The following is a 17,431-nucleotide window of genomic DNA, read 5'->3' as shown; positions in this document are numbered from 1 at the left end:
TTTACCTACACTAACGAATACAGCTGTTCTGATTGCAACGCTAGCGAATACAATTGCGAGTCGGTTTATAACTTTTTGCGCAATGGCAACATCAAGTTCCTGCAAATTATAATCAATAATATTTGAAATTCTCAGTCTAACGCGCCTTGTAGTTTCACCAAGCGTCATTACCAAGAATGTATTTCCCACCGACCTAATGACACCCAGAAATTTTCCTCTGGTCTTGTGGACTACCTCCACACCTGGTCTTCCAATAAAATTTCTAAGACGTTGTCGAAGTGTTAGATTAGTGGTCACAGGAACACAAAACTTTTTACAAACCATGTTATTCGCTTCCCCTCTTGGATGGTTGGTTGCCCTGTCACTTTATGCATAACCATCCATTTGGAGGCACGGCTTATACCTATGGAACGTTCAACTTTTATTAATGGCTCCTCAAATTATGCACTAACACTGTGCTATACTGCCCTTTAGCTTAATGAAAAAAAGGAGCAGCTGCCGCGGCAATCTGCTCCCTGGATCTGTTCAACTATAGTTACCCGTTAGCTCAATGATTCATTTGTGTCCATAACTAGTCTTATCACTCGATAACCCCACTTGTAATCTTTAAATTGGCTGCATAGGTCAGAAAAACGTCACTGTTGAAGATTTATGATACTAATGATTCCACTTTATATTCATTCCTTGCCTCTTCATAAGAAGCAAATCTCTGAACTAAATTCGTAATAAATGTTTCTTCTGCTCCTGGATCGGCTCCAAACCCATCTTCCTTTATAGTTTTAAGGTAAAATATTCCATTATACTGCCGGTTACTCATTCTTAAATATTTCAGTTCCCCATGCTCCAACTTTTAAAAAAATGCACCCCTTATAGTTCATCGGATAAACCAGAAGGTTTTCCAATGTCTATTTTAAGGAGTGCACTTCAAGTTTAGCTGCCCTTATTTTGGGCACTTGGATTATTGTTGTCCCTGTTATCGTGATCCGTTTTAATCGTAACACTAGGACCGGAGAGACTCAGGTTTCCAGCTGCGTCTACTGCTCGGATCATAAACTTGTAATTCGTATCTTTTTTCAAATTCGCAACATTGTAAGTTGTAATGTTACCCAATACAGCGATTTCCGTAACAACAGTATCGCTCACCATATAAACCCTATAACCAGCCACTCCGATGTTATCAGCTGCTGCACCCCAGTTTAAGGTCAAACTGGTTTTCGTTACATTGGTTGCGGTCAAATTGCCAGTGTTCCACAGCGGTGCAAAGGTGTCACCCGTTTGCGTATTTTCTGCACCTGCTTGATTCATAACGATAGCTGGAACATTTGCCGATTGATCCGTATAAGTGTAAAGCCTAGGTATCCAATTTACAGGCTGCAAAGTACCACTGCTCTTGGCAATTTCAATCTTTTCGCCATTCAATACGGAGCCTTTGTCAGTGAATTCAGTCCCGCCGGCTACTTGAATCAGGGATGAAGGCAATGATCCCGCATCATTCGCAAAATAGTTATTTTCAGCATACACCTGCGATTGGAATCCTACCCCTATTGCATAGAGGAATGGATTATTCGGATGGTTTACTGTTCCTTCGTAATAGTTGTTGTACACATGAACCTGACCGTAACGTACTCGTGGTGCACGCTGACCTACGTTCCGATAAACGTTATGATGGAAAGTAATTCTTTCCTTACCGGCATCCCCGCTAAAGCTATCGCTTCCACCTACAAGCGTCGTCTTGTCATGATCATGGAAGTAGTTATAAGATACGGTAATCATGTCGGAGGCATTCGTAAGATCGACGGCACCGTCGTGCTGTTGATACTTGCGTCCAAAATATTTATGGTTCGGATCATCAAGGCCACCTAAGTCACTAAATGTATTGTGGTCGATCCAAACATGAGTGGAGCCTTTAACCGAGATGCTGTCATAAGCGGAGTTCCAATTGCCCAAATCGCCATCCGTCGGATCCCACTGCGGGAAATAATCGAATGTGTTCCGGAATTCGATGTTCCGGATAATGACATTATCCACATTCTCTACGTTAAGATTGCCGCCGAGAATCTTCGCATTGGTGCCAGGCAAACCGACGATCGTCGTATTTGAACCGACATTAACTTTGATTTGTTTGCTCTGATTGCTTGCCGATCTTACACGTGCCTCTTCCAAAGCGCCGCCAGGCAATGTTTTACCCCAAACGGCCGGGTCGTATGTCTGTAAATAAGCGTCAAAATCATAAAGCGGATCTTTGTAGAATTCCATACCTATCGGGTTGTCATTTTGATCCACATTCATATCTATCGTGCCGTTTATGTAGATCATCTTCGGCATAGTGCCGCTTGCCAATGCTTTCACTAGGTCACTGCGCTTGCTCACGATGAAAATTTGTTCCGGATTAGCCCTCGATCCGCCGGTTGTTCCTGTAGTATGGGCTCCCCATCCGTCATTAGGCGTCAGTACCTGTCTGCCAATGTCGTTCTCCCCGCTATCGACCACATTTACAATCAATGGCACGGCAATGTCTCCGAAGTTAAAGCCCAGTGTCGTTGATCCCACAGGTAGTCGGGAAAGGTAATCTTTCTTGAGTGTATATACACTGCCAGTAACGGTGTAGTCCAACGATCCAAGAACTCCTGTGCCATTCGTGATATTCGTCATCGCAAATCCGTTGCTCCTGACGCTTACGTTAATATCCGCCTGATTCGCTGGGCTCTTATCAAAGTTAGAGGATGTAACCACTACTGCTGGGGCATAGTTTACTTTCGGCATGATAACCGGAATGGATGGATCCCAGCCACCTAAAATTTGCGGAATCGTCAAACTTGCTTCCTGTCCCGTGAGCTGGGTGGAAATTTGACGTGCGGTTGCATTCGCTCCGTATCCATAGCTGTTATATTCCGAAAAATAGCTAGTTATACAGGAACCCGCACATGAAGCCGCCCAACCCTCTGGAAGGAATTTCTTCGAATCGATAACAGTGTTGATAAATGTAACTCTTGCGTAATCCTTCCAAGCGCGACCCAAATCGTAGATCCCTTGTGCAGATGGGCCATCGACCACTTGAGAATTAATAAAAACATATCCCTTGTCCGTCGTATTTTTCTGCGCTCCTGCTGTAATATGTCCTCCTGCACTCGCGCCAGTCGGGACATTGCTTACAAGCACTAATTTCACATTGTCCATAACGACAGCGGGAGCTTCACCAAAGATGAAATCGACGTCTCCTTCAATAATGCTATTGTGAAAATAATGGCGTCCCTGACTTTTGGCATTTAAGCCGTTGTACAGCGTATCCTGAAAGCCTTTCAATCTTACAGATTCCAATACGGCCATATCGCTTTTGAGTGACAGAGCTACCGCTTGTGCCACTTCATTGCGCTGTCCGGCGCTGTTCTCGATTGTCAAATTGGAAGCGTTAAAGAAGTCTGCCGTTACATCCACCGTCTGGCTTAGGAATGTGTTACCTGTGTGACCGGGCTTGCCCTGTGTAACCGCTGTCCCTGCGTAATCGCCAAACATAATGGTTGTTTTATCCATGCCCGCGCCGACAAGACTTACATAAGGACGATCAACCTTAACCTTTTCGGTATAGGTACCTGAAGCGATATTAATGATCATTCTTGTTGTGTTATTTGTCGGAACCTGATTAATAGCACTTTGAATCGTATTGAATACTTTTACTCCATCTGCCGTTACATTCTTATCAACCGTCAACACAGCCGCCGGAAGAACAACAAGTTCATCCGTATCAGGGCTTTCGCCGTTCGAATTTACAGCAGAAACAACATAATAATAAGTGATCCCGTTTGTCACGCTCGAATCGCCAAATGTGGCACCGTAAGTTGAAGAGATGACCGTATATGGCCCGTCAGCAGAAATAGCTCTCTTTACATTGTAAGAAGAAGCGCCAATTACCGTATTCCAGGAAAGGCTTACGCTGCCTTCGTTTACGACTGCTTGGAAGCTTGTCGGTTTAGCTGGTGCACCATTAACCGGAGCATATGGCTTCGCTTTTAATTGATTTGAAATCATGCTTTCTTGCCTATCATTCACTGCAGCAACTACATAATAATAAGTCTTGCCATTCTCCGCTGTGGTATCTAAGTAACCGGTTCCATTAACATTAGCTAGAGCTATGTAAGGTCCACCGTTTACCAAACTTCTTTTTACGCTGTATGACGATGCCTTCGTTACTGAAGTCCAGTTTAGCTGATTTTGGTTATTTCCAGGCTCGATGCTCAATAGCGTCGGTGCACCTAACGGTGCTGCAGGGGATACCTTTTCGAGCAGTTTGGGCTGACCCAGACCGCCGACATTCCCGGCTGAAAGTCTGTAATAATACGCCGTATCCGACCGCAAGTTACTATCCAGATAGGAAGTGCTGGAAAGCTTGAGTTTCCCGTTCGTCAATAATGGGACAAAAGGTCCTTCCGGTGTTGTGCTTCTCTCAAGCATATAGAAGGTCGCTTTATTAACAGGATTCCAGGCGACTGTAAGCTGCCCGTTTCTGACAATGGCGTTAAGACCTGTAATCTCGTCTGAAGGGGGTTCCACGTTATTAGGATAGCCAGACGCATAATACGAATACTCACTTTCACCGGACGAGTTCACCGATGTCACCTTATAATAGTAGTATTTATCGTTAGTCAGACCGGCAGTATCCGTGTAGCTGTTTGACGACACACCTTCTGCAAGCTTTTCATAGATGCCATCAGGGGATTCACTGCGATACACTTTATAAGTATCTGTACCGCTTGTTGCATCCCAGCTAAGCTCAACCCTGCGGTTTGCGCCTTCGGTTGTCAAGTTCTGTGGTGTCACCGCTTCCTGTTGAGAAATGATGATGTTGTCCACATACGCATTCCCTGTCGACGTACCCGCCATTCTAAAATTGATAGACGCAATATCTGTAACCGGACTGGCGAATTTGAAATTACCGGAGAATATGCCATTAATATAAAGATCTGCCGTATTGGCTTTTACATCGGCAACGTACTTCACCGTATACCAGGTTTTCGCCTGGAATTTTTGTGTGCCGCCTGTTAGAGGATCCGGAAAAGCGTAATCGGCCTTTAAGGAAAGCGCTATTTTCTTATTACTGTCTAGCAATTCCAAAACGTATGAGTCGCTTACCATAGCGCCTTCCATAAAATCGATCTGCGCAGTCATCCCTTTACCGCTCGCTGCGGTTACTGGCGTGAAGGCTTTATTGAAACCACCTCTGCCAGCGCCGTCACTGATCCATAATACATTGGTTGTGTTTCCGACTAAAGTAGTCGATGTTTGTCCATAGCTATTTCTAAGATTACTACTATTAATTACCGTAGAATTGTTCGTAGCTGTAAAAGCAGTAATCACACCGCTGCCAAAAGGCGGGGTATACCCTACAGGTAATACGCCTAACGTACTGCCTTCAAAATTATCATTGACAAGAGATGTAACCGGCGCTGCCGCCGCCTGGATTTCAGACACACCGATAAGCGGTACGTAGGAAGAAAGAAACAGCAGACACAACATAATTCGAAGCGCTTTCATCATCATCTAGTCTCTCAACCTCCTATACTTTTTTTAAAAAAATATACTCAGATTATACTAGTAGCACGCTTATTACCGCTATAATCATTTGTTCACATTATGAATGATTCAGGCTAAACTTGGCATATTGCAGGTTCATTTCAGACGATGATTTGTTCCCTACTCTCTTGTCGCGCGCTGTTAGGGCTCATATTCCACTGGTTGGAGAGTGGATTTAAATATTCGCCTGCATATACGCAGAAATTGATGGTAAAAATTGCGAAATATTGTCCGACTGTTGCAAAGACAGCGATCAAAGGACCAACCAAGAAGTGACTATCACCCCCCCACCTTTTCAGAGGATTTACTACAAAAATGATTATTCGCCCCTCCAAACATTGCCTCTAAATGACTATCTACATCTCTCTAACCCTTGATACGCTTTATAACCAACAAGATATGAGCAAATGATTATAGCTGTAATCCACTTCTTTGGTTTACGATGAGTTTGTCTCTACAATATTAACGGATATGGATGACTACCCCAATGACACGAAAGGAGTGCTAAGTGTACATATGTATAAATTTTCAAGTTATGTCTTGTTAATGCGCCTATGAATTGATACGAATTGTATCTAGTTAGTTGTTATTTTGGAGCCCAACAAAACCTAACAAATAATAAAAATGGATGCCCTAACAGCCTCATAAAATAATTTTCATTAGAAAGGAACATGCAATGTGATTAGAAAACGTAACCTGTTCAACAAAGTTTTGGGACTGGCTTTAACCACTGCACTACTCTTGAATTTTTTGCCCCAAGTTTTCAATGAGTCCGCATTAGCAGCAGCAACAGGCCTTCCATCTGGATGGTCGGATGTAGCGATGAATGGTTCGTTCCTGTCGAATCAAACTGCTTTTATTAGTAATACCAATGCAACTTACACGAGCTCGACTAATCAATTAACGATGTCTGGATCCAACGGCAAAATTCAAAGCAATGGTAATGGCGGTGATACGCCATACTTTGTAAACACACCAATAAGTGGAGATTTCACAATAACGGCTAGAGTTTCGCAATTTACCGGGCAGTCAGGCAGCACGCAGCAGCGAGCTTTGTTAATGATTAAACGAGGTGCAACCAGCGCTTCCAATACGGCCCCATCTGTTTCGGCTATAACGACTGGAACGGCGGTTTCTGCCTACGATCGCATTACGGGCGCTGGCACATCCATTTCCTCAACCACTTCTGGTACTGCACCTGTATTTTTAAGATTATCCAAGACAGGTAATGTCTATACAATGTATGCCTCTGCAGATGGCAACAATTTTGGAAGCGCTTACGCAACTGTGACAGATACAAGTAATGTTCTGGATACAACGGGCAGCGACACCATTAATGTTGGCTTTGGCGTTACGGCAGCCTCGGCGACATTTGATAATATACTGATCACGAATTCCAGCGGCACGATCCTGTTCGGATCTGATCCGACCGTTCCGCCAAGTACACCTAGCTTAATCTCTGCAACTGGAGGCAATGCACAGGTTCAGTTGAACTGGAGTGCGGCTAGCGGTGCGAGCAGTTACACGATCAAACGTGGTACGACTAGCGCCTCCTATGATACGGATGTTGCTACAGTACCTAGTACAAGCACCTCATATACAGATAACTCTGTAACGAACGGAATCCCCTACTACTATGTGGTTACGGCTAAAAATAGCAACAATCTGACTAGCCCGGCTTCCAATGAACTTGCCGCCACGCCTATTCTGCCAAAACCTGGCATACCTTCAGGTGTAACTGCGAATGCAGGCGACAAACAAGTTACTTTGCAGTGGACAGCTGTCAGCTTAGCGACAAGCTATAACGTCAGACGCACTACAGACGGTGGGGTCACTTATGGAAGCCCTGTATCCGTTCCATCCCCTACTGTCAGCTATACAGATACAGGTTTGATGAACGGCAGCACTTACGGTTACATCGTATCTGCAGTCAACGCAGCCGGTGAAAGCGTAAGCTCAGCCTTAGTGAGCGCTACTCCTACCCCGCCGCAAATTTTGACAGCTCCAACCGGGCTAACGGCGAGCGCTGGAAACGCAACAGCCACCTTATCTTGGAGCTTGGTATCGGGAGCGGCCACTTACAATGTCAAACGCAGCACAGATAATGGCTCAACCTATGCTAATCTCGCTACAGGACTTACCACCACAGGCTACGTGGATTCGGGTCTGACCAATGGTTCTACCTATTATTATGTGGTGAGCGCAGTGAATGCGGCTGGAGAAAGCGCTATTTCCTCCTCTGCTAATGCCACACCTACAGCTGTACCGACTGGTAGCCCTGTATTATCCAGGAGTGGGGGCTGGTTTGAAACAGCCTATGTGGAATGGGCTCCTGTAAGTAATGCTCAGGGCTATAATGTATACGTTAAACCTGCAAGTGCATCGGATTCTCAATATGTACAAATTGATACTCAATTAATCCGTAGATACGCTACATATTGGAGAGCTGACGCTGTAGGACTTACAGCTGGAGATTATGTAATGAAAGTTGAAGCAGTACTGCCAGATGCTTCAAGAACAAGTGTTGTTTCCGAGTTACTATCAGTAGCGAAGCATGACAGATCTGGATTTGCTTTTTCACCAAATTCACCATTGAAAACGGGTTCAGGTGCTTATAATAACGATGGTACACTTAAGAGTGGCGCTCAAGTTATTTATGTAACACCTGCGACTGCAAAAACAGTAACTCTTGATGTAATAACCTCCAGCAACGGTACTAAAACACAAGGCGTTGGTATAGGTGGGATTTTACAACTAAGACAAAAAGCCTATGATAAAACACCACTTGATATCAGATTTATTGGAAAAGTTACGAGTGCTGACATGAGTGGACAACTTAACAGCAGTGGATATCTTGAAGTAAAAGGCAAATCAGATTATACGGAAATGAATGTTACGTTAGAAGGCATCGGAGAAGATGCTTATGCGTATGGATGGGGAATGCTGCTTAGATATGCCGGTAATGTAGAAGTAAGAAACTTTGGCGTGATGCTATTCCCTGACGACGGCATTTCAATGGATACAGGTAATGCTAATGTTTGGCTGCATAATAATGATATTTTCTATGGAACTGCAGGTGGAGATGCTGACCAAGCAAAAGGTGATGGTTCAACTGACCTTAAAGGCGCATCGACGTATATCACAATCGCGTACAATCACTACTGGGATGCCGGAAAATCTTCTCTAGTCGGTTTAAGTGAATCATCTGAATTTTTTGTAACCTTCCACCATAACTGGTTTGATCATTCGGACTCTCGTCATCCACGTGTAAGAAAGGGAACTATTCATGTATATAATAACTTCTTTGATGGAGTCGCCAAATATGGTGTTGGCGCTACAACGGGAAGTTCAATCTTTGTAGAATCAAATTATTGGAGAAATGCTCATAATCCAATGATGATTTCTTTACAAGGTACGGATATTAAAGATGGTGTTGCTAATGGCACATTCTCCGGTGAAACAGGAGGTATGATTAAAGCCTACAATAATACGATTGATAATCCTAATAGTCTTATTTATGCAAATTCCGATGCAGGAACAGCTCCGGCTAATGCAACATCATTTGATGCATATCTAGCATCGTCAAGAAATGAAACGGTTCCAAGTTCATACAAAACATTACAAGGTGGAACTGCTTATAATAACTTTGATACTACGATCGATACGGCGGTAAATGCAGCTAACATTGATGCCGTAAGCAATGTTGAACAAATTGTTAAGGCAAAAGCTGGACGCCTAAATAAGGGAGACTTTACTTGGCAATTTGATAATTCGATCGATGACGCATCGTATAACATTAATACACCACTGATGACTAAAATAAGAAATTACACAACTCAACTTGTATCTGTAGGGGGCAATTCAACAGAACCGACACCGATTCAAGCGCCTAGCGCGCCGACGGGCCTGACGGCAACGGCGGGCAATGCGCAAGTAGCACTGACTTGGACGGCAGTCAGCGGTGCAGCAAGCTATAACGTTCTGCGTAGCACAACAAACGGCAGCGGCTATACGCAAGTCGGTACAAGTACGACGGCATCGTACACGAATACCGGTTTAAACAACGGTACCATCTACTACTATGTAGTGGAAGCAGTGAACACGGCCGGCACCAGCACGGCATCTACCCAAGCAAGCGCAACGCCTGCAGCTCCGGTTCAAGCGCCTAGCGCGCCGACGGGCCTGACGGCAACGGCGGGCAATGCGCAAGTAGCACTGACGTGGACGGCAGTCAGCGGTGCAGCAAGCTATAACGTTCTGCGCAGCACAACGAGCGGCAGCGCCTATACGCAAGTCGGTACAACAACGAGCCCAACCGTTTCGTACACCGACAGCACGGCTGCCAATGGCACTGCCCACTACTACGTGGTGCAAGCGGTGAATGCGGTCGCTACAAGCGCGAACTCAGTACAAGCAAGCGCTACGCCGCAAGCACCAGTCGTGACGCCGCCGGACGTACCTTTCTCTACACTGACGGGACCGCATACGGTTCTTACAGGAACTGCTTTCAGCACGAATATTGGCTTAGGCAATGTTACAACCAACGTCTACGCGATTGACACGACGTTAACATTCAGCACCAATGCGCTTAACTTTGTTTCGGCTGAATCACTCCGCGCCGGGTTCAAGGTGCTGATTACCAAAACAGATATTCCAGGGCAAATTCGTATTATTGCCGCAAGTCAAGGACCGAGCGGAGCTATTCACACAGATGGCGATTTATTTAAGCTAAACTGGACATCGCAGTCGCTTGCGCAATCTTCAACAGCCAATTTGAATCTAACGGCTGTTACGGCTTCCGACGCGTTAGGTCACACGATCCCATTCACGTTGGCTAATGAAGCGATCCAGGTACAGCATGTAGACAAAACAGCACTTCAAGCTCTGATCAACAGCGCTCAAGCCCAGTACAATGCGGCTGTTGAAGGCACATTGGTCGGCCAATATCCAGCCAGCGCTAAAGCGGCTCTTTTAGCAGCAATCAATACGGCACAAGGTGTAGCAGCGAACAGCCAATCTACGCAAGGTCAAGTAGACAGCGCTGCGAACACATTGAATCAAGCGATTCAAACCTTCACTGCATCCGTCATTGCGAACGTGATCCCAGGCGATCTCAACGGAGATGCTATCGTCAACATCGGCGACCTTGGTATCGTAGCAGCTAATTATGGCAAAACGACAGCAAGTCCTGACTGGGATTCTGTGAAATTTGCGGACACCAACCATAACGGACAGATTGATATTGAAGATCTGGCAACTATCGCTAACCTGGTTATTGAATAATAACAATTGGAAGCATGAGAGAAAGGTCCCTACCTTTCTCTCCATGCTTAATGAATGAAGGAGCGTGTCGGATGATTCGGCGTAAATGGCTGCAAAAAGGATTGATTTGCTTCATTTTGTTAACTTTCATACTCAGTATGTTTAATTCAGGAATTTCCTTTGCCGCACCTAGCGCCCCGTCAGCTTTGACGGCAACGGCTGTAGGCAGCGCACAAGTGAACTTGACTTGGACAGCGAATGGTGCAACGAGCTATAAAATTATGCGGAACACAACGGGCAGTACCTCCACCTACACGCAAATCGACACAAGCACATCAGCGTCCTATACCGACAGTACGGTATGGAACGGCACAACTTACTATTACGCGGTTCAAGCTGTGGACGGAACAGGTACAAGCGGAAATTCGAACCAGGCGATCACAACGCCATATGCAGCGAGTGGTTTGCCGGGATCATTCTCAAGTGTCGTGATGAACGAAGTGAATGTTCCCGTAACCACGCCTAGCGCAGCATTCAGTAATGGGAAGTTCACCTTATCGGCTACCGGAGGCAAATATCAATCTACCGGCAACAATGAACTATTTGCCTATATGCCCGTAACCGGTGATTTCACAATGACGGCAAGAGTACATGATTTAAGCAATAACAGTTCATCGAATAACAGAGCCGCATTGATGGTTATGAATGGAACCGCTCCGCTGACAGGAGCATCCTTTAATACGTCGTCATTTTCGACCCTGATGCTTCAAGGTACATCACCATCGAATACCTTTTATGGATATTACAGACTTGGGGCATCAACCGGCAGTTCGAATAAAGTAGATACCACGGGATCTGCCTCTTTCTATCTCAAATTAACCAAGGCCTCAGATACTTACACGGCCAGCTATTCCGTAGACGGAACTACCTACACTTCGATTTCATCGAAGTCGGATGCCAGTTCCACGATTGGCAATCAAGTGTATGTAGGACTTGGGTCCGCTGCGGTAACCGTAGAATTTGATCAAGTCAAAATTACAAATAGCGCTGGAACCCTTTTTGATTCAAGCACCATACCCTCGAGCCTGACAGCCACACCAGGAACTGGACAAGTGAGCTTGAACTGGACGGCTCCAGTCACGGCTGCGACTAGCTATAACGTCCTGCGCAGCACAAAAAGCGGCAGCGATTACACGGTAGTCGGTACGAGTCCGACAGCATCGTATACCGACAGCACGGGCGGCAACGGCACGACTTATTTTTACGTTGTACAAGCCGTAACCGCGAGCGGCACGAGCGTAAATTCCAATGAAGCAAGCGCTGCACCGCAAGCCCCTGTCCATGTCCCTACTCCACCTGCAGCACCGAGCGATGTGGCTGCAGCAGCGGGCAACGGGCAAGTCAGCCTGAGCTGGTCTTCGGTCAGCGGTGCAGATAGCTACAAGGTCCTGCGCAGCACAACGAGCGGTAGTGGGTACACGGTCGAGGGCACGAGCACATCTACTGCGTACACCGACAGCAACGTAGTCAACGGTACTTCCTACTTCTACGTGGTGCAAGCCGTGAACGCTGACGGCGCGAGCGCGAATTCCAATGAAGCCAACGCTACGCCTCAGGTTCCAGCGCCAACCGCACCTACTGACTTGAACGCAGCAGCAGGAAATGGACAAGTGAGCTTGAACTGGACAGCGCCAGTCAGTGGTGCAGATAGCTACAACATCCTGCGCAGCACAACGAGCGGCAGTGGTTACACGGTCGAGGGCACGAGCACATCTGCTGCGTACACCGACAGCAACGTAGTCAACGGTACTTCCTACTTCTACGTGGTGCAAGCCGTTAACGCTGGCGGCACGAGCGTGAATTCCAATGAAGCTAACGCTACGCCGCAGATTCCAGCGCCAATCGCACCTACTGGCTTGACCGCCGTATCGGGTAATTCGCAGATAACATTAAGTTGGGTGACAGTGAATGGTGCCGCAAGCTATACGGTCAAGAGCAGTACGACAAACGGTGGACCATATACAGCTTTCGCATGCTCGATTACGACTAGCAGCGGCACAAGCAGCTGCATCGATACAAGCTTGACCAATGGCACTGCCTACTATTACGTCGTATCAGCAAGCAACGCTGGAGGCGAGAGCGCAAACTCAGCGCAAGTTAACGCAACTCCTACAGCTCCCATCGCCCTACCAAGTAATATTTATGTAGCGCCGAATGGCTTGGATAGCAATACAGGAACTATAGACAGCCCGATGTCGCTAAGTGCGGCTCTCGTTAAAGTGAGCCCTGGCTACACCATTTATATGCGTGGCGGCACGTACATCTACTCCGCTCCTGTAACCATTGCGCGAGGCAACAACGGTAATGTTGGAGCGAGAAAAAATATTGTCGCCTACAACTCGGAGAAGCCTGTACTTGACTTTTCAGCAGAAGCTTTCGACTCGACACAGCGCGGCTTGCAAATGTTTGGACATTATTGGTATGTGTCCGGAATTGAAGTCAAAGGTGCCGGGGATAATGGAATTTTCATCGGTGGAGATTACAACCGGATCGAGAATGTGGAAACTCACCATAACAAGGATAGCGGGCTGCAAATCAGTCGTTACTCTTCTACCGCCCTGAAAGAAGAATGGCCGAAATATAATGAAATCATTCATGTGTATTCACACGATAACTTCGACCCTGATAATGGCGAAGACGCGGATGGTTTCGCCGCCAAGTTAACCATTGGACCAGGGAACTTATTTGACGGATGTATCTCGGCTTATAACACTGATGACGGCTGGGATTTATTTACCAAAAAAGAAACTGGCGCCACATATCCGGTAACGATTCGTAACAGTATTGCTTACCACAACGGCCAAACTTCGGAAGGAAATACAACATCGAATAGCGATGGAAACGGCTTTAAACTCGGCGGAGACGATATCTCTGTTAATCACATTGTTGAGAATAACATCTCCTTCCAAAACAAAAAGCACGGCTTCACTTACAACAGCAATCCCGGTTCCATTACGATGACGAACAATACGTCCTGGAGCAACGGGGAAATGAATTATGCTTTTAATGTAGGCACGCATATTTTCAAAAACAACCTCTCCTTCAGTCCTGGTGTATCCAGCGATAATGTGACAGGTGGAACAGATGTCGATAAAAGCAATGTTTGGTGGAAAAACGGAAAAAGCTTAAGCGCCAAAAACTTAACAGTCAGCGCAGCAGACTTCATGAGTCTGACACCGGCGATAACCCGCAATGCGGATGGATCGCCGAATATCGGTAACTTTTTGAAGCTTGTTGCAACGAGCCCGTTAAAAGGTGCCGGAACACCAAGCGGGACAGATATTGGGGTGCTCAGCTTCTCCGCCACGCCTCCTCCCGCAGTACCGTCTTCGCCGACTGGCCTGACGGCTGCAGCCGGCAACGCGCAAGTAACCTTGAGCTGGACGGCAGTCAGCGGTGCAGCGAGCTATAACGTCCTGCGCAGCATAACGAGCGGCAGTGGCTATACGCAAGTCGGTACAACAACGAGCCCTACCGTTACTTACACCGACAGCACGGCTGCCAACGGCACCGCCCACTACTATGTGGTGCAAGCGGTGAATGCAGGCGGGGCAAGCGCGAACTCAGCGCAAGCAAGCGCTACGCCGCAAGCGCCAGTCGTGACGCCGCCAAACGTACCAGTTACTTCAATTACGGTCAGCGGAGCGAATGGCTCCACTACGATTTCGCTCTTAAACGGTACACTGCAAATGCAGGCTAGTGTCCTACCCGCAGATGCTACGACGAAAGCTGTCACATGGTCCGTTTTCGAAGCCGACGGCGTTACAGTGACCGATAAAGCAACCATTAACGCAAGCGGTTTGCTTACAGCTCAAAAGGATGGCGTTGTGAAGGTTATCGCGACTTCCGTCGATAGCACACACACGCAAGGCAGTAAATCGATTACCATCAGCGGCCAAAGCTCGGACCTTGTGCCATTCGCTACACTGACGGGGCCGAACACGGTTCTTACAGGAACTGCGTTCAGCACGAATATCGGCTTAGGCAATGTAACATCCAATGTCTTCGCAATCGACACGACGTTAACGTTCAGCTCCAATGCACTTAACTTTGTTTCTGCTGAATCACTTCGCACCAATTTTGCGATTCTGGTTACCAAAACAGATGTTCCAGGGCAAATTCGCATTATTGGCGCGAGTAAAGGAGCGAGCGGTGTCATTAACGTAAGCGGCGATGTATTCAAACTAAATTGGACATCGCAGTCGCTTGCGCAATCGGCAACAGCCAATTTGAGTCTGACGGCTATCACCACTTCCGATGCGTTAGGTTACACGATACCATTCACGTTGGCCAATGAAGCGATCCAGGTCCAGCATGTTGACAAAACAGCACTTCAAGGTCTAATCAATAGCGCTCAAGCCCAGTACAATGCGGCTGTTGAAGGCACATTGATCGGTCAATATCCAGCGGGCGCTAAAGCGGCTCTATTAGCAGCAATCACCGTGGCCCAAGGCGTAGCAGCGAACAGCCAATCTACGCAAGATCAAGTAGACAACGCTGCGATCACATTGAATCAAGCGATCCAAGCCTTCATTGCATCCGTCATTGCGAACGTGATCCCAGGTGATCTCAACGGAGATGATATCGTCAACATCGGCGATCTTGGTATCGTAGCAGCTAATTATGGCAAGACGACAGCAAGTCCTGACTGGGATTCTGTGAAATTTGCAGACACCAACCATAACGGACAGATTGATATTGAGGATCTGGCAACAATAGCTAACTTGGTTATTGAATAACATCAATTAAAAGCATGAGAGAAAGGTCCAGTACCTTTCTCTCCATGCTTAATGAATGAAGGAGCGTATCGGATGAATCAAAGTAACGGATCGAAAAAAAGATGGATGGGCTTCATTTTGTTAACTTTTATACTCAGTGTGTTGAATTCCGGAGTTTCCTTCGCAGATACGCCACCAACATTTAACGTAAATCCAAACGCCTCCCAAACCAACGTTGACGGAGAGGTAACCGTTACCATTAATGGACAAAACCTCGTCGATGTTTATGCTTACGAAATCAAATTAACTTACGATACAGATAAACTGCAATTCGAGAACGCTGAAAGCCTTGTTCCTGGCTTTTCAATAACGCCGGTCCTTTCAGGCAACCAGATTTCTTTTGCGAATACAAAAATTGGACGTGTCGATGGAGACAGCGGCAATTTGCCACTCAGTACATTGACGTTTAAAGCCAAGCAGCCGGGAACTGCTACTGTCACATTAACATCCGTAAATATGGTTGGTCACGGCAGTAATCATACGCTTACAGCATGGTCAGACCAGACAAGCTCTTCCCTACTCATCCATACGGGTGAGGTACAATTGAACGTGTCCACAGATTCGGTTGTAACTCATGAAACAGCAGCAAACGGTCAAAAAGTTACCCAAGTCACCCTAGATTCCAACAAGCTTAGTCAGGCATTTGCAACCAACGCTCATATCGTGACACTTGAAATGAAGACTGGCGATCCGGTCATGAGCCTACAGTTCACCCTCGCTGAGCTGCAAGATGCGATTAACAATCATTCTAGCTCCATTTTCAAAATTGTTGTTGATGGCGCATCCTATCGTCTGCCTTTGAGTCTGCTGAAAAACATGCCTACGGATGCCGTGATCACCATCACCATCAGCAAAGCGACCGATCAAGCAAGCAAAGATGTGAATACGACTGCGCAACAAGCAGGCTCGCAGCAGATTGCGACGCCCTATACGTTCTATCTTGCTGCCAATGGCACTGAAGTGACCGACTTCAATGGAATCTACGTGGATCGGACACTTTCGCTCAATTCTGTCGTTGATCCTACGAAATCAACAGCTGTGTGGATGGATACGGAGCAGCACATGCACTTTATCCCTTCCGTGTTCACCAACCGCAGCGGCTCTGCGGAAGTATTGATCCACTCCCCACACAACAGTGTATATACGGTCATCAAATCCAATCTCTCCTTTGCCGATTTAAGCGGACACTGGGCTAAAGCGGATGTGGAAATGCTCGCGAACAAGCTGATTGTCAATGGCTGGAGCAATAACCAATTTGCCCCGGATCGCCAAATTACAAGGGCGGAATTCGCCGCACTCCTCGTGCGTTCGCTCGGTCTGCAAGAAGTCAAGGACAATGCTTATACAGATGTAACAGATCAAGACTGGTATGCCGGGGCTGTAGGTGCTGCGCAAAAAGCGGGGCTCGTTACCGGCTTTGAAGACGATACATTTAAACCGAACGCCAATATCACACGCGAACAAATGGTCACGATGATCGTTCGATCACTGAAGTTCGGCGGAAAAGAAATTCAACCTGGCGGCAGCACCCTGTATATGTTTACAGATCGCGCTTCCATCTCAGCGTGGGCCAAAGATGCCGTTGAACAGTCGCTCACAGCGGGTATTGTACAAGGCACGACAGCAACCACTTTTGCCGCTCAAGACAATGCGACGAGGGCGCAAGCAGCAACGATGCTCAAGCGCATGCTGCAAACCTTGCAATTCATTAACTAAGTAGTTGTGAACATTCAAGGGTAAAAGGGTTCGCTGTCATTCAAGAA

Annotated in this window: 4 protein-coding genes and 3 pseudogenes; 6 read left to right on the top strand and 1 reads right to left on the bottom strand. The window is 46.6% G+C overall.

The features are described 5' to 3' along the window. Positions 1-930 precede the first annotated feature (930 nt). On the bottom strand, positions 931-5,535 hold the full coding sequence (locus AC58QC_RS07735; protein WP_497414596.1) for a pectinesterase family protein: 4,605 nt from the start codon (positions 5,533-5,535) through the stop codon (positions 931-933). A gap of 855 nt (positions 5,536-6,390) precedes the next feature. On the opposite strand from AC58QC_RS07735, the pseudogene AC58QC_RS07730 reads away from it, so the two are divergent. From AC58QC_RS07730 to AC58QC_RS07705, 6 genes and pseudogenes are all read left to right on the top strand, one after another. Next, positions 6,391-7,524 (top strand): annotated as a pseudogene (locus AC58QC_RS07730) (fibronectin type III domain-containing protein); the annotation flags it as partial. Positions 7,525-7,797: 273 nt separating this feature from the next. Beyond that, positions 7,798-10,851, top strand: coding sequence for a pectate lyase family protein (locus AC58QC_RS07725; RefSeq protein ID WP_497414700.1), 3,054 nt, complete (start codon positions 7,798-7,800; stop codon positions 10,849-10,851). Between the two features lie 14 nt (positions 10,852-10,865). Beyond that, positions 10,866-12,692, top strand: a pseudogene (locus tag AC58QC_RS07720) (fibronectin type III domain-containing protein); the annotation flags it as partial. Between the two features lie 177 nt (positions 12,693-12,869). Next, positions 12,870-14,177: pseudogene (locus tag AC58QC_RS07715) on the top strand (right-handed parallel beta-helix repeat-containing protein); the annotation flags it as partial. Further along, a complete protein-coding gene (locus AC58QC_RS07710) occupies positions 14,178-15,629 on the top strand; it encodes an Ig-like domain-containing protein (protein WP_497414699.1) in 1,452 nt (483 codons plus the stop codon). 72 nt (positions 15,630-15,701) lie between these two features. After that, positions 15,702-17,384, top strand: coding sequence for an S-layer homology domain-containing protein (locus tag AC58QC_RS07705; RefSeq protein ID WP_497414595.1), 1,683 nt, complete (start codon positions 15,702-15,704; stop codon positions 17,382-17,384). Positions 17,385-17,431 lie beyond the last annotated feature (47 nt).

Source organism: Paenibacillus sp. J22P51, from assembly GCF_059692215.1.
The sequence above is the reverse complement of the archived record's forward strand: the minus strand, read 5'-3'. Positions and strand labels throughout refer to the sequence as shown.